Origin of the sequence: Kitasatospora sp. NBC_01246 (assembly GCF_036226505.1) — a bacterium.
Taxonomy (GTDB): domain Bacteria; phylum Actinomycetota; class Actinomycetes; order Streptomycetales; family Streptomycetaceae; genus Kitasatospora.
Window position 1 is genome coordinate 4,589,209 of record NZ_CP108484.1, and the last position, 16,242, is coordinate 4,605,450.

Genomic DNA, 16,242 nt, shown 5'->3' on the forward strand with positions numbered 1-16,242 from the left:
TGGTGCGGTGGGCGTTACTTGACCGGGGGCAGGACGGAACGCCCGCCGAGGAACGGCCGCAGCGCCTCCGGGACCACCACCGAGCCGTCGGCCTGCTGGTGGTTCTCCAGGATCGCCACGATGGTGCGCGGAACGGCGACCAGGGTGCCGTTCAGCGTGGCCAGCGGGCGGACCTTGCCCTCCTCGCGCATCCGGATGGAGAGCCGGCGCGACTGGTACTCGGTCGTGTTGGAGGTCGAGGTGACCTCGCGGTACTTGCCCTGGGTCGGGATCCACGCCTCGATGTCGAACTTGCGCGCGGCCGAGGAGCCGAGGTCGCCGGAGGCGACGTCGATCACCCGGTAGGGCAGCTCCAGGGCGTTCAGGAAGTCCTTCTCCCACTGCAGCAGCCGGCGGTGCTCCTGCTCGGCGTCCTCGGGCGTGGTGAAGACGAACATCTCCACCTTCTCGAACTGGTGGACGCGGATGATGCCGCGGGTGTCCTTGCCGTAGGTGCCGGCCTCGCGGCGGAAGCAGGACGAGTAGCCGGCGTAGCGCAGCGGCAGCTTGTCCGCGTCGATGATCTCGTCCATGTGGTACGCCGCGAGCGGGACCTCGCTGGTGCCGACGAGGTAGCGCTCCTCCTCTTCGAGGAAGTACACGTTCTCGGCGGCCTGGCCGAGGAAGCCGGTGCCGTCCATGGCGGCCGGGCGGACCAGGGCCGGGGTGATCATCGGGGTGAAGCCGGCCGCGGTGGCCTGGGTGATCGCCATGTTGACCAGGGCGAGCTCCAGCAGCGCGCCGACACCGGTCAGGTAGTAGGACCGAGCGCCGGCGACCTTGGCGCCGCGCTCGGTGTCGATCGCGCCGAGGATCTGCCCCAGCTCGACGTGGTCACGGGGCTCGAAGCCCTCGGCGGCGAAGTCGCGCGGAGTGCCGATCTCCTCCAGCGTGACGAAGTCCTCCTCGCCGCCGACCGGGGCGGCCGGGTCGATGAGGTTCGCCAGCGAGCGGAGCAGGCGTTCGGCCTCCTCCTTGGCCACGCCCTGTTCGGCGTCGGCGGCCTTGACCTCCTCGGCGAGCGCCTTGGTGCGCTGCAGCAGGGCGGTCTTCTCCTCGCCCTGGGCCTTGGCGACCTGCTTGCCGAGCGTCTTCTGCTCGTTGCGGAGCTCGTCGAAGCGACTGCCCGAGGACCGCCGCCGTTCGTCGGCGGAGAGGAGGGCGTCGACCAGGTCGACGTCCTCGCCACGGACGCGCTGCGAGGCGCGCACTCGGTCAGGGTCCTCACGGAGCAGGCGAAGGTCAATCACGGGGCCAAGCCTACCGGGCGGGGGCCCGTCCACCGGTAGCGGATTTCCCCTGGGGATAACTCACCCCATCCTGTGGATAACTCCTGTGGGCAAGCGCCGGGGGGTGAGTTATCCACAGGTGGATCGGGTGGGCTGTGGATGGCCGGGATCCGGGTGGGGAGAGAGGCCGCAACCTAGGAATTGAGGTTTCAAACCTCATTTGACCTTCCCGGGTGAGGGAATTGAAGCACTCAGACGGGTGATTTGCTGGCACACGGGTGACTCTGGTCCGATTAGTCATCTCTGCGCCGCTAACCGGTGTTCCGACCGAAACGGCCGATGGCTATACCGGTTTGTCGACTCGTCCCCAGGTCTGTGGATAACTTTCGGCTGTGGACAGCCGCCGGGCCTGTGGACAGCCGGTTCCGCCGCTGTGGAGCCTGTGGACGACGGGTGCGGTCACCTGCCCCGGTGGCTGAGTTCAGTCGAAAACAGTCAAGAAAGAACAGGAAAACGAAAGCCGGCGATCAATGTCCGGGCGGCCGGGGTCACCCGGATGCCGCAGCCGGCCGCGCCGCCCCGCAGGCCCGGGACACCCGGAGCCGGGTACCCCGGTCGCCCCATTCGCCCCGGCGGCCCCGCGCGCCTCAGATGTCGCCGCGCCCGTCGAGGCAGCGGGAGAGCCAGTCGGCCGCCGCGCCGAAGTCGGCGTCCGAGGTGCCCGGCCGCCGGTGCTTGGTGACCTGCCGGTCGGCGCGCGGGTAGGAGCCGAGGAAGCGCACCTGCGGGCAGATCCGCTTGAGGCCCATCAGCGCCTCGCTCACCCGGCGGTCGGCGAGGTGGCCCTCGCAGTCGATCAGGAAGCAGTAGCTGCCGAGCCCCTCACCGGTCGGGCGGGACTCGATCCGCATCAGGTTGACCCCGCGCACCGCGAACTCCTGGAGCAGCTCCAGCAGCGCGCCCGGGTGGTCGTCCGGCAGCCAGACCACCATCGAGGTCTTGTCCGCCCCGGTCGGCGAGGAGACCCGACCCGGCCGGCCCACCAGGATGAAGCGGGTGGTCGCGTTCTGCGCGTCGGCGATGTCCTTGACCAGCGGGTCCAGGCCGTAGATCGGCGCCGCGAACTCGCCCGCGAAGGCGCCGTCGAACCGCTCCTCGGCGACCAGCCGGGCGCCGTCGGCGTTGGAGGCCGAGGACTCCCAGCGGGCGTCCGGCAGGTTGGCGGCCAGCCAGCGGCGCACCTGCGGCTGGGCGACGGGGTGGCTGGTGACGGTCTTGATGTCGCCCAGTTCGGTGCCGGGCCGCACCAGCAGCGCGAAGGAGATCGGCAGCAGCACCTCCCGGTAGATCATCAGCGGGGTGCCGGCGGCCAGTTCGTCGTTGGTCGCGGTGACGGCGCCCTCGACGGAGTTCTCGATCGGCACGAACGCGCCCGAGGCCTCGCCCGCGCGCACCGCGTCCAGCACCAGCGGCACCGAGGCCAGCGGCACCAGCTCCCGGGTCGCCGCCTCCGGCAGGGTGCGCAGGGCCGCCTCCGTGAAGGTGCCCGCCGGGCCGAGGTAGGTGTAGCGGGTGGCCGACATGCCGCCTCCATGCGAAAGGGTTACCGAGCAGATCACCTTAGTCACTTCGCCCGCCTCCCACCGCCGCGTTCCGGTCCGTGGGAATCCCGGGCGGGGGGCCGGCCCGGGCGCGGGGAGGTGCCCCGGCCCCCGGCCGGCCGCTACTCCAGCAGCGTCTGCCCCACGTAGCCGCCCTCCGGCGCGCCGGGCGGCACGGCGTACAGCCCGCTCGCCTCGTGCCGCAGGAAGCGGGAGAGGCCGTCGCCCCGGGAGAGCTTGCGCTGCACCGGGGTGAAGCCCCGGCCCGGGTCGGCCTGGAACGCGAGGAAGAGCAGCCCGGCGTCCGGCGAGCCGTCGGCCAGCAGGCCGTCGTGGTAGGAGAAGCCCCGCCGCAGCATCGCCGCCCCGCCGTTGGCGGCCGGTGCGGCGACCCGGATGTGCGCGTCGGCGGGGACGGCCAGCGTGCCGTCCGCCCTCTGCGCCGTGAGGTCCACCGGCGTGGTCTCGCCGGCGGAGGCGGGCGCGGAGAGCGGCGCGCCGTCCGTCTTGCGGCGGCCGATCACCCGCTCCTGGCGGTCCACCGGCAGTGCCTCCCAGGAGTCCAGCAGCATCCGGATCCGCCGGAACACCAGGTACGAGCCGCCGTTCAGCCAGGCGCTCCGCTCGTCACCGGCGGCGCAGAACACCTTGCCGGCGAAGCCGTCGTCACCGGGCCGGGGGTTGTTGGTGCCGTCGATCTGGCCCATCAGGTTGCGCCCGGTCATCGGCCGCGCGGTGGCGCCGGGCGTCCGGGCGAAGCCGGCCGCCTGCCAGCGCAGTGCCGCGGTGCCGGCCGCCCGGCGCTGGAGCACCCGCAGGGCGTGCACCGCGACCAGCGCGTCGTCGGCGCCGATCTGGACGAAGAGGTCGCCGTCACCGCGGGCCGGGTCCAGCGCGTCCGCCGGGAAGGCGGGCAGCGGCTCCAGCGCCGCCGGGCGGCGGTCGGCCAGTCCGGCCCGGTCGAACAGGGTGGCGCCGAAGCCGAAGGTGACGGTCAGCGAGCAGGGGCCGGCGTCCAGCGCCACCTGGTTCTCGAACGCGTCGGCCGGCTCGCCGGCGGCCAGCAGCGCGGCCGTCCGGGACCAGTCGCGCAGCAGCGTCCGCAGCCCGTCCCGGCCGACGCCGGCGGCCAGGTCGAAGGCGGCCAGCTGGACCCGGGCCTGCTGCGGTTCGAGGATGCCGGCCTGGTGCTCGCCGTGGAACGGCACCCGTCCGGCGCCGAGCGCGCCGCTCGGCCCCGCGGCGGCGGGTACGGCCGCGGGCGCCCGGTCCAGGGCGACCGCCCCGGCCGCGCCCGCGCTCGCACCGGCCACCAGCCCGGCCCCGGCGGTGCCCAGCAGGGCCCGCCGGGTGACGCCGGCGCGCGGGCCGGGCTCCGCGCCGCCGGGCGGCCGGCCGGTGTCCGTGGTGCTGCCCATCGCGCTCACCCGATCTTCAGCTGCTTGATCTCGGTGGTCTGGTCGATCTCCGAGGAGCGGACCTGCACCGACACCACCCAGTTCCCGGCCAGCGGGAGCTGCGCGGTACCGCTCCAGCGGCCCGGGCCCTCGGCGGTCAGCGGCACCGGCAGCGGGCCGAGGTCGCGGTCCGGCAGGGTGAAGGCGAGCTCCACCTCGGGGACCTCGACCGGCTTGCCGTCCGCCCCGTCCAGGCTCAGGTGGACTTCGTTGGGGCCGGTCCGGGCCGGGTTGAGGGTGACGGTCGCGGTGCCCTTGGCGTTCGGCGTCCGGCCCTTGGTGTCGTACGGGAGCTTGAGCTCCATGGTCTGGCCGGGCACCGTCTGCGGGGCGGGCACGCCCGGCGCGGGCGCGGTGGCGCCGTTGGCGGTGCCGGCCGCCGCGATCTCGCTCGCCACCCGGCCGGGCGGGGAGTTGGTCAGCATCGTGGTGACCGCCAGCACGGCCACCGCCGCCACCGACTCGATCAGCACCGAGCGGCGCAGCCCGGCCCGGGTCGGGGTGAGTCCGCGGTCGCGGCCGGCGCTCGCCCGGGCGGCCCGCTGGCGGTCCAGCTGGGCCTGCCGGACCGGGTCGTCGGAGTGGGCCGCGACGGCGACCGGCTCCGGTGCCTCGACCGGCCGGGCCGCCTCGGCCTCCGCCGGAGCGGCCCGCAGCCGGGCCAGCCAGGCCCGGGAGATCCAGGCGACGCCGAGCATCGCGACCACGCAGCCGGTCTTCACCAGCAGCAGCCGCCCGTACTCGGTGTCGGTCAGCGCGCTCCAGCTGCCGAGGCCGCGCCAGGACTGGTAGACCCCGGTGGCGGTGAGCACCGCCACCGAGCCGAAGGCGACCTTGGAGAACCGCTCGGCGGCCGCCGCGCCGATCCCGTGCCGCAGCCCGACCGCCATCGCGGCCAGGCCGCCGAGCCAGAGCGCCATCGCGATCAGGTGCAGCATGCCGAGCGGCAGTGCCAGCCAGACCTGGATGCCGACCGAGGCGTGGTCGGCGCCCACCCAGGTCGCCGAGAGGGCGATGGCCAGCACCAGTCCGGCCACCCCGAGGCCCAGCCGGGTCTCGTGCTGCGGGCGCTCGGCGGCGCGCCGCTCCAGCTGCCGCAGCTCGGCCTCCTCCGCCTCCTCGGCGGTCCGTGCGTCGCCGCTCGCCCGCGCGTCGTCCGCCTCCTCCGGGCGGGCGGCCGGCGCGGGCTGTCCGAGCTGGCCGACCAGCAACGACAGGAAGACCCCGCTCGCCGCGAGCAGCAGCAGCCGGGCGGCCAGCGCGGTGCCGATCCGCTCGTCGAGGGTGGCGCGCACCAGCGACAGGTCGAAGGCCTGCCCGACGCCCGAACCGCGCTCGTACGGGCCGCGCAGCATCAGCACCGCGACGGTGGAGACCAGCAGCGCCACCCATCCGGTCATCAGCAGCCGCTGCACGGCGCGCTGCGCCGCCCCGGCCGGCCAGCAGGCCAGCACGAACGCGGCCGCGCCGACGAGCAGCGCGAACGCCCCGTAGGCGACGGTCCGGCCGGTGCCGTACAGCGCGGCGACCACGCCGTCGGCCTCGGCGCCGCTCAGCGCGGTGGTGGAGACGGAGGTGTCCGAGGGCGCGCCGATCGAGAAGGTGAACGCCCCGCCGATCGGGTGCGAGTCCTCGGAGACCGCGCGCCAGGCCACCGTGTAGGTGCCGTTGGCCAGGCCGCTGTTCAGCCCGACCCGGGCGGTGTTGTCCTTGCCGTCCGCGTGCGCGGGGTTGCCGCCGTCGACCGCCTTGCCGGCCGGGTCGAGGACCCGGACCGAGTCCCCGGAGAGCGACACCGACTCGCTGAAGGTCAGCGTGACGGCCTGCGGCGCGGTCGCGACGACCGAGTTCTGCGCGGGGTCGGTCGACTGCAGGGTGGCGTGCGCGGAGGCGGGGCCGGCGCCGGCGAGCAGCAGCGCGAGCACCGCGCCGAGCAGGCCCAGCAGCCCGACGATCCGGCGGCGGGTGGTGGGGTTCGGCAACGCGGCCGTCAGCATCTCCTGGATCCCTTACTGCTGGCCGGGGCGGTAGGTGAGTTCCCGGACCGGCACCTTGACCGAGACGGTGCCGGTCCGGGCGAAGGTCAGGTCGAGTTCGAGCTCGTCACCGAGGGCGGGGGCCTTCCGCCATCCCATGATCATGAGGTGGTTGCCGCCCCGGGCGAGCTCCAACGCGCCGTGCGCGGGGACGTCCAGCCGCTCGACCTGCTCCATGGTGGAGGCGGTGGAGCGGTGCATGGTGACCGACTGCGCGGCCGGGCTGGAGACCTTGACCAGCTGGTCCTCGCCGCCGTCGTTGCGCACGGTGAGGTAGCCGGCCGCCATCCCGCCCGCCGGGGGCAGCGGGATGTAGGAGTCGGCGACGCTCAGCAGGGCCGGACCGTCGGCCCGGGCCTCGCCGTCGCCCGCGCCGCAGGCGACCAGGATGGCGCCGGCGCCCAGTGCCGTCGCCAGCACCGCCCCCGCGAGCGCGGTCCGCCGGAACCCGCGCGGCCCGCCGGCGCCGTTCATGCCGCGACCCCCTGGGCGAGCAGCGGGAGGTCGTGCTCGTAGGTCTTCTCCTCGGTGCCGCTGAGGTAGAGGACGTGCGCCTTGTCGTCCGAGGGCAGGAACGCCAGCACCTGCGCGCCGTGGGTGGAGGTGACCGTGCCGTCCGCGTTGACCACCGGGTCCTCGATCAGGATGCCGAGGGACTTGGCCGCGGCCTTCACCTTGGCCAGGTCCCCGGTGAGGCCTATGAAGTCCTTGCCCATCGAGTCCAGCCAGGTGCGCAGGACCTGCGGGGTGTCGCGCTGGGGGTCGGTGGAGACGAAGACGATGTCGACCTTCTGGCGCTCCTCGGGGGAGAGCTTGGTCATCGCCACGCCGATGTCGCCCATCGTGGTCGGGCAGACGTCCGGGCAGCTGGTGTAGCCGAAGAACAGTAGGGTGCTCCGGCCGTTGGTCTTCTGCCGCAGGTCGAAGGGCTGGCCGGCGGTGTCGGTCAGCTGGAGGTCGGGCTTGTCGAAGTGCTTGCCGAGCACGGTGCCCTGGTACGGGGAGTCGGCCTTCTGCTGGGTGACCTTGGCGGGGCCGGTGGAGCCGTCGGAGCCGCAGGCGGTCAGGGTGAGGGCCGCGGCGAGCGCGACGGCGGCGGCGCCGGCCAGCCGGGCGGTGCGGAGGGTGCGGGACATGGGCGATCCGATCGTGCGCGGTGGATCACCGGCGGGGCCGCGCCCGGGCCCGGGTGCGGTACGGGCGCGGCCCCGCCGGTGCGGGGGTCAGGAGGCGGAGCCGCCGTTCTTGCGGCGCAGGCCGAGCACGCCGAACGCCGCGCCGACCAGGCCGACGACGATGCCGACCACGGCGAGGACGCGGGCGGTGGAGTCGCTGCCCTTGTCCGAGGAGGCGGCGGCCTGGGTGGTGGCGTCGCCGTGCCCGTGGCTGTCGGCGGTGGCCGTGGGGGCGGCGGTCGCGCCGTGCTCGCCGCCGGCCGCGGCCTTGTCGAGGGCCAGCACGGGGGCGGGCTTGGCCGGCTCGGGCTGGCCGTCCTTGGCCTCGTCGATCCAGCGCACGACGTCGCCGTTGTCGTAGCTCTGCAGCGCCTTGAAGACCAGCTTGTCGGTGTCGGTCGGCAGCGGGCCGATCGAGACGCGGAACTCCTGGAACTGGCCGGGGGCGATCTTGGTGCCCGCGTCGGCGGTCCAGGTGATCTTGGAGACGGCCTCGTTGACGTCGTTGCCGTGCACCTTGATCGGCTTGTCGAGCTTGGACTTCTCGACGGTCGTGGTCCAGCCCGGCATCGGCAGGGTGCGGACGGAGGCCAGCGGGTGGTCCAGCGGGAGGTTGACCTCCAGCTTCACCGTGGACGCGTTGTCGTTCTCGTTCGGCACCCGGAAGTCCACGGCGGTGTAGCCGCCCTGCTGGGCGTTGCCCGGGTTCACGGTCACGTGCGCGAAGGCGGGGCCGGCCAGGGCCACGACCGACGCGGCGGCGGTGAGGGCGACGGCGGCGATACGGCGGGTGGGGAGGGAACGCATGATTCGGGTCTCCGTTCGGAGGCTCGGCGGCAGGACCGCTCCCGGACACGGTGATCCGTGCCTCGGCGGGGCCGCGCGGCGTGGGGACGAGTGGGGGCCGCACGCCGCGGGGGTGCGGCGGGTACGGCGCGGTCGCCGCGTACACCCGGACCCGGTACGGGGCCTTGCCGGCACTCCGTCGGGGCGGGTCAGTACGCGAGGGCCCCGAACGGGGGACCGCGCCGCACCACGCTGTGCCGCAGCGCGGCACGGGCCGGCGGCCGGCTGTCCCCGGCCCGCGCGCCGGAGCGGCGGGCGGGACCGGCGGGCGTGCCGAGCAGGCCGCGCAGCAGCGCCACGGCCAGCGCGAACGCCGTTCGCAGCGGGGTGGTCCAGTGCTCCCGGGCGGCCGTGGCGGTGATCCTGACCAGCCGCCAGAGCGCCGCCTCGCCGCGCCGCAGCCACCAGCCGACCGCCAGGGCGGCGGCCAGGTGGCCCGCGAGCATCGACGGCGTCATCCCGAACAGGCCGTCCTGCCACCAGGGCGCGACGGCGAACGCCCGCGGGTCCAGCCCCGCGCCGGCGACCAGCTGCTCGGCCGACGGGCTGCCGGGCAGGCCGGCCAGCGTGCCCGGACTGGCCTCGTTGCAGATCAGCCGGCCGGCCACCTGGGGCAGCGTCAGCGGGCCGGAGCCGCCGTGGTGCATCCCGGCCATCGCGCCGGCCGCCGCGGTGGCGTGCCCGCCGAAGGCGTGGAACAGGCAGTGCAGCCCGAGCTGGCCCGCACCGAGCGCGCCGGCGATGGCACCGAGCGAGCGCTCCCGCCCGCCGAAGGCCACCGCGAGCACCAGGACGGCCGCGAAGCCGGTCGCGAGCGCGGGCAGGGCCACGTTCCCGCCGCCGGCCAGGGCGTGCCCGGCGGCCGCGATCAGCGCGCAGACCAGGCCGAACGGGACGGCCCGCGCAAGCCGCAGGTCCCAGGCGGCGGCCCCCACCGGTGCGTCCGGTACGGGGGCGCCCGGGTGCGGGGCGGCGGCGAGGGCAGTCATGGCCGGGCCATCATCTCATCGCCCCCCGCGCCACCGAGGGCAGGGTGGGAAATCCCTACGAATGCCCCGTTCGGCCCGGCGTGCGGCCCCCGGTGTGCGCCGCTCGGCACACACCCCGGCCCCAGTCCATCCGCCGAACGGGCGGTAGCCGACCCCCTGCACGGTTCACCGCATGATCGCCCGGAGATACCTAGTTGTATGTGGAGCCGCAGCCAGGAGGGACCTCCCGTGGACATCTGGTGGACTCTGCACCTCAAGCGCGACCCGGCCAGCGTTCCGCTGGCCCGGCGCATCCTGCTCGGTGCCATGGCGACGGCGGGCGTCGACCCGCAGATCGCCGACGACCTCGGGGTCGCCCTCAGCGAGGCCTGCGCCAACGCCGTGGAGCACGGCGCCTGCGGCCGCTCGGACGACGGCTTCCAGGTCACCGCGTCGATCAGCGGGGACCTCCTGCGGATCGAGGTCACGGACTCCGGCCCCGGCCTCGCCGCGACCGCCGCCCCCGCCCCGTTCCCGCCGCGCCGGCCGGCCGCCCCGCCGGCCCGCCCGGCCGCGACCGGCCGCGGCGCCCGCCGCCCCCGGCGCGGCCGCGCCAGCGTCCCCGGCCCGGTCCTGACCACCCGCCGCCCCCGCCGCGACGACCGCCCCTACGACACCCACGTGCTGCCCCCCTGCCACGCCGGTGCCCCGGCCCCCACCCTGCGCCCGGTCGACCTGGACACCCTCCCCGACCTCACCGCCGAGTCCGGCCGCGGCCTCTTCCTGATCCACGCCCTGACCGACCACGTCCAGCTCCGCAACCACCCCCTGCGCGGCGCGATCGTCAGCTTCGACAAGATCCTCAAGTGGCAGGACGGTGCCTTGCTGCGGGCCTGCTGACCACCGCGGACACCCCGCCCGGCGCCGGGCCGGGCGCGCCCTCCGGGGCGGCCGGGACGGAACTACGCTGGCGCGATGGGTGCGGTGGGTGAGTGGGATCTGCGGCGGCTGCGGGTGCTGTGGGCGGTCGGTGAGTGCGGGACGGTGACGGCCGCGGCGGAGCGGCTGCGGCTCTCGCCGTCGGCGGTCTCGCAGCAGGTGTCGGCGCTGGCCAGGCAGGTGGGCGCGCCGATGCTGGAGCCGTACGGGCGGCGGGTCCGGCTGACCAGTGCGGCGCGGCTGGTGCTGCGCCACGCCGAGGTGGTGTTCGGGCAGCTGGAGCGGGCCGAGGCGGAGCTGGCGGGGTACCTGCACGGCGAGGCGGGCGAGGTGCGGGTGGGCGCCTTCGCCACCGCGATCGGCGGGCTGCTCGTCCCGGCGATCGCCCGGCTGCGGGCGGACGCGCCGCGGCTGGCGGTGCGGGTGGTGGAGACGGAGGCGGCCGGGGCCTACGGGCTGCTGGCGGCGGGGGACGTCGACCTGGCGCTCTCGCTCGCGGTGCGGCCGGCCGGCGGCGATCCCCGCTTCGTCGAGTCCGTCCTGCTCAGCGACCCGCTGGACGTGGCGCTGCCGCCCGGGCACCCGTGGGCCGACGCCCCGGGCCTGCGGCTCGCGGACCTCGCCGACGAGCCGTGGATCTACGGCGCCGCCGGCCCCTGGCGGGAGATCACCCTGACGGCGTGCGCGGACGCCGGGTTCGTGCCCGAGCGCGCGCACACCGCCGCGGACTGGTCGGCGATCCTGGCGATGGTCGCGGCCGGTCTCGGGGTGGCGCTGGTGCCCCGGCTGGCCTCGGCGGGGCGGGTCGGCGGGGCGGTGGTCCGGGCGCTGCCCGCCGACCTGCCGACCCGCCGGGTGGTCGCCGCGGTCCGCGCGGGGACGGAGGGGACGCCGCCGCTGCGCCGGGTGCTCGCGGCCCTGGCCGAGGCCGCCCGGGACGTTCAGTCCGGCTGAACGTTCTGGTCAGATCTTTGTGATGGACCTGACGGGTGTGCCGGGGTGACCGTGGAGGCATGACCACCGACGCGACCGCCCCCGAGACCGCCGCCCCCGAGACCGCCGCCACCGAGACCGCCGACGCGCTGCCCTACGCGGGCGGCAACCCCTACGCCGACTACCGCTCCGGCAGCTTCGCCTTCACCGCCCTCACCGACCTGGCCGACCGCCGGCTCGGCGGCGCCGTGATCGCCGCCAACGACGAGCTCTTCGCCGAGCGGGAGAACCTGCTGCTGCCCGAGCCCGCCGAGTTCCGCCCGCACACCTTCGGCAACAAGGGCCAGATCATGGACGGCTGGGAGACCCGCCGCCGCCGCGGCGCCGGCACCGACCGTCCGCACCCGACCACCGAGGACCACGACTGGGCGCTGATCCGCCTGGGAGTGCCGGGGGTCGTGCACGGCGTGATCGTCGACACCGCGCACTTCCGCGGCAACTACCCGCAGCGGATCGCCCTGGAGGGCGCCGAACTCCCCGGCACCCCGGGCCCGGAGGAGCTGCTCGCCGACTCCACCGCCTGGCACCCGCTGGTGCCCGCCTCGCCGGTGCGCGGCCACGCCGCCAACGGCTTCGCCGTCGAGGACGGCCGCCGCTTCACCCACCTGCGGCTCAGCCAGTACCCCGACGGCGGCATCGCCCGGCTGCGGGTGCACGGCGAGGCCCGGCCGGACACCGCCTGGCTGGCCGCGCTCGGCACCTTCGACCTGGCGGCGATCGAGCACGGCGGCGCGGTCGAGGACGCCTCCGACCGCTTCTTCTCGCCCCCGGCCAACCTCGCGCTGCCCGGCCGGTCCCGGGCGATGGGCGACGGCTGGGAGAACCGCCGGCGCCGGGACGCCGGCCACGACTGGGTCCTGCTGCGCCTCGCCGGGCGCGGCGCGATCCGCGCGGTGGAGATCGACACCGGCTACTACGTCGGCAACGCGGCCGGCTGGGCCGCGCTCTACGGGCGGGACGAGCGGGCCGCCGACCCGCAGGAGTGGTTCGAGCTGGTGCCCCGCACCCGGCTCCAGCCCGACGCCGTCCACCGTCTGGTGCTGGACGCGCCCCGGCCCGCCACCCACGTCCGGCTCGACGTCTTCCCCGACGGCGGCATCGCCCGGCTGCGGCTGCACGGCAGCCTGGTCTGACCGGGTACGGCCGGGGCGGGCGGCGCCGTCGGCCCCCGGTTGCCGGGGCCGGAGGGCCGCCGGACGATGGGGGAATGATGCACCAGATGCGCGCCGAGTACGGTGACGGCGGTCCGTCCGCCGGGGTGAGGCTCTGGCACATGGTCCGCGGCTCCGAAGCCGTCGCCATGTGCGGCCGGGAGCTGGACGAGGGGGCGCAGCTGCGGGATCCGGCGGACTGGGGCAAGACGCCCGAACTCTGCTGCCACACCTGCGGCGCGTACTTCCTGCGCGAGACCCCGTACCTGGCGACCGAACACCCGTAGCCGGGCGGCGGCCGCCCGTGGCGCGTCCGGCGGCTCCGGCCGCGCGCTGATGCGGCGCGAACCGCCGGGCGGGCCCTAGCGTGGTCGGCATGGAGAAGTCCCTGGTCCGTCCGCGGTCGCTGGCCGACGAGGTCGCGCGGTCGCGGGGCGGTGACGCCGACCTCGCCGGGCGGGTCGACCGGCTCTGCGGCCGGATCGAGCGGCTGGACCCGCTGCTGCACACCTTCGTGCCCGAGGCCGGCCGGCCGGAGCGGCTGCACGCCGAGGCCCGCGCGCTGGCCGCGCGCCACCCCGATCCGGCCACCGCCCCGCCGCTGTACGGGGTGGCGGTCGGGATCAAGGACATCGTCCACGTCGACGGCCTGCCCACGCACGCCGGATCGGCGCTGCCGCCGGGCGTGCTGGCCGGTCCGCAGGCCGCCGTGGTGGACCGGCTGCGGGCCGCGGGCGCGCTGGTGGCGGGCAAGACGGTGACCGCCGAGTTCGCCGGCAGCGCTCCGGGCCCGACCCGGAACCCGCACCACCCCGGGCACACGCCGGGCGGCTCCAGCAGCGGCTCGGCGGCGGCGGTCGCGGCCGGGCTGGTGCCGCTGGCGATCGGCACCCAGACGATCGGCTCGGTGGTCCGGCCCGCCGCCTACTGCGGAGTGGTGGGCTTCCGGCCGACGTACGGGCGGATCCCGCTCGACGGGGTGATCCCCAACGCGCCGAGCTTCGACACCGTCGGCCTGTTCACCGCCGACCTCGCCGGGGCGGCGCTGGCGGCGCCGCTGCTCTGCGACGACTGGCGGGGCGAGCGGCAGGGCGGTCCGCCCGGCGACGGGCCGCCCGTCCTCGGGGTGCCCGCCGGGCCGTACCTGGAGCAGGCCGGACCGGCGGCGCTGGCGGCCTTCCGGGCGCAGCTGGACCGGCTGGCCGCCGCGGGGTCGACGGTGCGCGAGATCGAGTTGCTGCCCGACTTCGCGTGGCTGGTGCGGCAGGTGCGGACGATCAACCGCTTCGAGCAGGCCCGCGGCCACGCCGACTGGTTCGCCCGGTTCGGCGGCCTCTACCGGCCGGAGACGGCGGCCGGCATCCGGCACGGCCAGGCCGTCCGGCCGGAGGACCACGAGACGGCGCTCGGCGTCCGCGAGCACGTCCGCGCCCGGCTCGCCGAGGCCTGGGCGGCCGCGGGGGTGGACCTGGTGGTCGCGCCCTCCGCCACCGGGCCGGCTCCGTCCGGGCTGGGCAGCACCGGGGACGCGGTGATGTCCCTGCCGTGGAGCTACGCCGGGCTGCCCGCCGTCAGCCTGCCCGCCGGGGTGAGCGCGGACGGCCTTCCGCTCGGGCTCCAGGTGGTCGGCGCAGCCGGTGCGGACGAGTCGCTGCTGGCCCTGGCCGCGCCGCTGGAGCGGGCCCTGGGCGGCCCGGCCCGCTGAGCGGCGCGGCGGGCGGGGTCAGCGCCGGTCGCGCTGCTCGTCGGGGAAGCGGGGGCCGCCGATCAGGAACAGCAGGGCCGCGGTCGGAAAGCCGATCGACGCGGCCACCAGCACGATGAACTGCCAGAACATCCGTCGCTCCTCGTCCTCGTCAGTCCCGTGCGGCCCGGCCCCTCGAAGGAGACCGCGAAACCTGACAGGCCCTGATTGGCCGAATTGTCCACTCGATATCCGACGGTATGGCCGAATTACCCCCGCTGCCACCGGACGGTCCGGCGCCGGCGGCGCGCACCGCGTGCACGGGTCTGGGCGCGCGCCCCACCCGGCGTCCACACTGTCGGGATGCAGGTACAGCTGGCAGGGGAAGCACGGCGGCCGGACCGCGAGAGCGAGGACTTCGCGGCGGCCTCGCCGGAGGCGCTCGTACTGCTCGACGGCGCGAGCTCGCCGACCGGGCTGGAGTCGGGGTGCCGGCACGGCACCCCCTGGTACGTACGGCGGTTGGGGGTGCACCTGCTGGCCCGGCTGACCGACCGGGCGGACCGCTCGATCGCCGAGTGCCTGGCCGACGCCATCGTGGAGACGGCGGCGCTGCACGGGGGCCGCTGCGACCTCGCCCACCCCAACACGCCCGCCGCCATGGTGGTCGCCGCCCGGCGGCACGGCAGTGCGCTGGAGTACCTGGTGCTCGGGGACTCGCTGCTGGTGCTGCAGTACAAGGACGGGCCGCTCAAGGTGATCGGCGACAACCAGCGCTTCCCCGCCGGTGAGGAGGTGCGCCGCCAGGTCTGGTCGACGGTGCCCGGCTCCACCGAGCGCGCCGCGCTGCACCTGGAGTACGCGCTGGCCGTCCGGGCCGCCCGGAACTCCGGCACCGGCCCGTGGATCGCCGCCGCCAGCCCCAAGGCCGCGCAGCACGCCGAGACCGGCTTCGTCGAGCTGGAGCGGCTGCACGCGGTGGCCGCGCTGAGCGACGGCGCCTCGCGCTACACCGAGCGCTTCGGACTGGGCAGCTGGGCGGACGCCCTGCGACTGCTCGCCGAGTCGGGGCCGGGCGAGCTGATCGCCCAGGTGCGGGCGGTCGAGCGGTCGGACACGGCCTGCGAGCGGTGGCCGCGCGGCAAGGCGCACGACGACGCCTCGGCCCTCTACGCGCTGCTGTAGCGGACCGGGCGGGGGCGGCGGACTCGCGCGGCCGACCGCCCGATATGGGCGCGGTATAGGAGCGGGCGGCACCGTGGCGGTGCTGATAGATCGGCATCTCCATGGCCGCACCCCTCCCCCGAAGGACGCTCATGACCGACTCCGTGGCGCTGTGGTTCCGCACCTACCACACGGCTCCGGCCCCGCGGCTGCGGCTGGTCTGCTTCCCGCACGCCGGCGGAGCACCCACCGCCTACTGGTCCTGGGCCCGCGAACTGCCCGAGGACATCGAGGTGCTGTCGGCCTGCTACCCGGGGCGGCAGGACCGCCTCGGCGACCCCTACGCGCCCTCCGTCCACGCGATGGCGGACGAGATCGCCGCCGCCCTGGCCGTTCTGGCCGCCGACGGAGTGCCGCTGGCCCTGTTCGGCCACAGCATGGGCTCCGTGGTCGCGCACGAGGTGACGCTGCGGCTCGGCGCCGAGCACGGCGTGCGCCCGGTGCGGCTGTTCGTCTCGGGCTCCGAGGCACCGCACCGCCGTGAGCGCGAGGAGTCGGCGGCCGCGGACGACGCCGACTTCCTGGCCGAGCTGCGCCAGCTCGGCCACAGCTCGCTGGCCGACATGGACCCGGGCCTCCTGGAGCTGGTGCTCCCCAGCATCCGGGCCGACTACCGGCTGTCGGCCGCCTACCGGCCCGACCCCGCGGCCGGTCGCCACCGGGTGCCGGTCGTCGCCTACGTGGGGGCCCGGGACGCCGAGTGCGAGCCCGACAACGTCGCCGCCTGGTCGGACACCACCAGCGCCGGCTTCGAACTGCGGATCTTCCCCGGCGACCACTTCTACCTCCAGGCCCAGGAGAAGCAGCTGCTCGCCCACATCGCCGGGCACCTGCAGTCCGACCTGCGGCTGCGCCAGGTGCTCGGCACCGGTCGCGCCTGAACCCCGCTCCGCCCCGCCC

15 protein-coding genes are annotated in these 16,242 nt (G+C 75.7%); 7 read left to right on the plus strand and 8 right to left on the minus strand.

Translation table 11 applies throughout. The features are described from left to right. Positions 1–14: 14 nt before the first annotated feature. From serS to OG618_RS20275, 8 genes are all read right to left on the minus strand, one after another. A complete protein-coding gene (gene serS, locus OG618_RS20240) occupies positions 15–1,289 on the minus strand; it encodes a serine--tRNA ligase (RefSeq protein ID WP_329488940.1) in 1,275 nt (424 codons plus the stop codon). A 626-nt stretch (positions 1,290–1,915) separates the two neighbouring features. Beyond that, on the minus strand, positions 1,916–2,851 hold the full coding sequence (gene pheA / locus OG618_RS20245) for a prephenate dehydratase (protein ID WP_329488941.1): 936 nt from the start codon (positions 2,849–2,851) through the stop codon (positions 1,916–1,918). A 140-nt stretch (positions 2,852–2,991) separates the two neighbouring features. Further along, a complete protein-coding gene (gene efeB, locus OG618_RS20250) occupies positions 2,992–4,287 on the minus strand; it encodes an iron uptake transporter deferrochelatase/peroxidase subunit (protein ID WP_329488942.1) in 1,296 nt (431 codons plus the stop codon). A gap of 5 nt (positions 4,288–4,292) precedes the next feature. After that, on the minus strand, positions 4,293–6,323 hold the full coding sequence (locus OG618_RS20255; RefSeq protein ID WP_329488943.1) for a copper resistance CopC/CopD family protein: 2,031 nt from the start codon (positions 6,321–6,323) through the stop codon (positions 4,293–4,295). A 12-nt stretch (positions 6,324–6,335) separates the two neighbouring features. After that, positions 6,336–6,836: a copper chaperone PCu(A)C gene (locus tag OG618_RS20260; RefSeq protein WP_329488944.1), complete on the minus strand. Its 501-nt coding sequence runs from the start codon at positions 6,834–6,836 to the stop codon at positions 6,336–6,338. After that, positions 6,833–7,498, minus strand: coding sequence for an SCO family protein (locus OG618_RS20265; RefSeq protein ID WP_329488945.1), 666 nt, complete (start codon positions 7,496–7,498; stop codon positions 6,833–6,835). The genes OG618_RS20260 and OG618_RS20265 overlap by 4 nt, the downstream gene beginning before the upstream one ends. 87 nt (positions 7,499–7,585) lie before the next feature. Beyond that, the gene (locus OG618_RS20270) at positions 7,586–8,344 is read right to left on the minus strand and encodes a YcnI family copper-binding membrane protein (protein WP_329488946.1); all 759 of its coding nucleotides are present in this window, start codon (positions 8,342–8,344) and stop codon (positions 7,586–7,588) included. Between the two features lie 188 nt (positions 8,345–8,532). Beyond that, positions 8,533–9,372, minus strand: a complete 840-nt coding sequence (locus OG618_RS20275) for a hypothetical protein (protein WP_329488947.1) — start codon at positions 9,370–9,372, stop codon at positions 8,533–8,535. A gap of 228 nt (positions 9,373–9,600) precedes the next feature. On the opposite strand from OG618_RS20275, the gene OG618_RS20280 reads away from it, so the two are divergent. The 7 genes from OG618_RS20280 to OG618_RS20310 all read left to right on the plus strand — a co-directional run bounded on the left by OG618_RS20280 (position 9,601) and on the right by OG618_RS20310 (position 16,223). Further along, on the plus strand, positions 9,601–10,251 hold the full coding sequence (locus OG618_RS20280; RefSeq protein ID WP_329488948.1) for an ATP-binding protein: 651 nt from the start codon (positions 9,601–9,603) through the stop codon (positions 10,249–10,251). Positions 10,252–10,335: 84 nt separating this feature from the next. Next, a complete protein-coding gene (locus OG618_RS20285) occupies positions 10,336–11,244 on the plus strand; it encodes a LysR family transcriptional regulator (protein WP_329492187.1) in 909 nt (302 codons plus the stop codon). 59 nt (positions 11,245–11,303) lie between these two features. Then, on the plus strand, positions 11,304–12,416 hold the full coding sequence (alc, locus tag OG618_RS20290) for an allantoicase (protein WP_329488949.1): 1,113 nt from the start codon (positions 11,304–11,306) through the stop codon (positions 12,414–12,416). A gap of 74 nt (positions 12,417–12,490) precedes the next feature. Beyond that, positions 12,491–12,721: a hypothetical protein gene (locus tag OG618_RS20295; RefSeq protein ID WP_329488950.1), complete on the plus strand. Its 231-nt coding sequence runs from the start codon at positions 12,491–12,493 to the stop codon at positions 12,719–12,721. 89 nt (positions 12,722–12,810) lie between these two features. After that, positions 12,811–14,139, plus strand: a complete 1,329-nt coding sequence (locus OG618_RS20300; protein WP_329488951.1) for an amidase — start codon at positions 12,811–12,813, stop codon at positions 14,137–14,139. A gap of 342 nt (positions 14,140–14,481) precedes the next feature. Further along, positions 14,482–15,303 (plus strand): integrase, encoded by an 822-nt coding sequence (locus tag OG618_RS20305; RefSeq protein ID WP_329488952.1) that lies wholly within the window; start codon positions 14,482–14,484, stop codon positions 15,301–15,303. 131 nt (positions 15,304–15,434) lie between these two features. Then, complete coding sequence (locus OG618_RS20310) at positions 15,435–16,223, plus strand: thioesterase II family protein (RefSeq protein ID WP_329488953.1); 789 nt, start codon at positions 15,435–15,437, stop codon at positions 16,221–16,223. Positions 16,224–16,242: the final 19 nt, after the last annotated feature.

Bases quoted from the DNA above. Each gene is read 5' to 3' on its own strand.
- efeB (WP_329488942.1), bottom strand. From the start codon at position 4,287: ATGGGCAGCACCACGGACACCGGCCGGCCGCCCGGCGGCGCGGAGCCC.
- OG618_RS20270 (WP_329488946.1), bottom strand. From the start codon at position 8,344: ATGCGTTCCCTCCCCACCCGCCGTATCGCCGCCGTCGCCCTCACCGCC.
- OG618_RS20265 (WP_329488945.1), bottom strand. From the start codon at position 7,498: ATGTCCCGCACCCTCCGCACCGCCCGGCTGGCCGGCGCCGCCGCCGTC.
- OG618_RS20295 (WP_329488950.1), top strand. From the start codon at position 12,491: ATGATGCACCAGATGCGCGCCGAGTACGGTGACGGCGGTCCGTCCGCC.
- OG618_RS20310 (WP_329488953.1), top strand. From the start codon at position 15,435: ATGACCGACTCCGTGGCGCTGTGGTTCCGCACCTACCACACGGCTCCG.
- OG618_RS20255 (WP_329488943.1), bottom strand. From the start codon at position 6,323: ATGCTGACGGCCGCGTTGCCGAACCCCACCACCCGCCGCCGGATCGTC.
- OG618_RS20305 (WP_329488952.1), top strand. From the start codon at position 14,482: ATGCAGGTACAGCTGGCAGGGGAAGCACGGCGGCCGGACCGCGAGAGC.
- alc (WP_329488949.1), top strand. From the start codon at position 11,304: ATGACCACCGACGCGACCGCCCCCGAGACCGCCGCCCCCGAGACCGCC.
- OG618_RS20300 (WP_329488951.1), top strand. From the start codon at position 12,811: ATGGAGAAGTCCCTGGTCCGTCCGCGGTCGCTGGCCGACGAGGTCGCG.
- pheA (WP_329488941.1), bottom strand. From the start codon at position 2,851: ATGTCGGCCACCCGCTACACCTACCTCGGCCCGGCGGGCACCTTCACG.
- OG618_RS20260 (WP_329488944.1), bottom strand. From the start codon at position 6,836: ATGAACGGCGCCGGCGGGCCGCGCGGGTTCCGGCGGACCGCGCTCGCG.
- OG618_RS20275 (WP_329488947.1), bottom strand. From the start codon at position 9,372: ATGACTGCCCTCGCCGCCGCCCCGCACCCGGGCGCCCCCGTACCGGAC.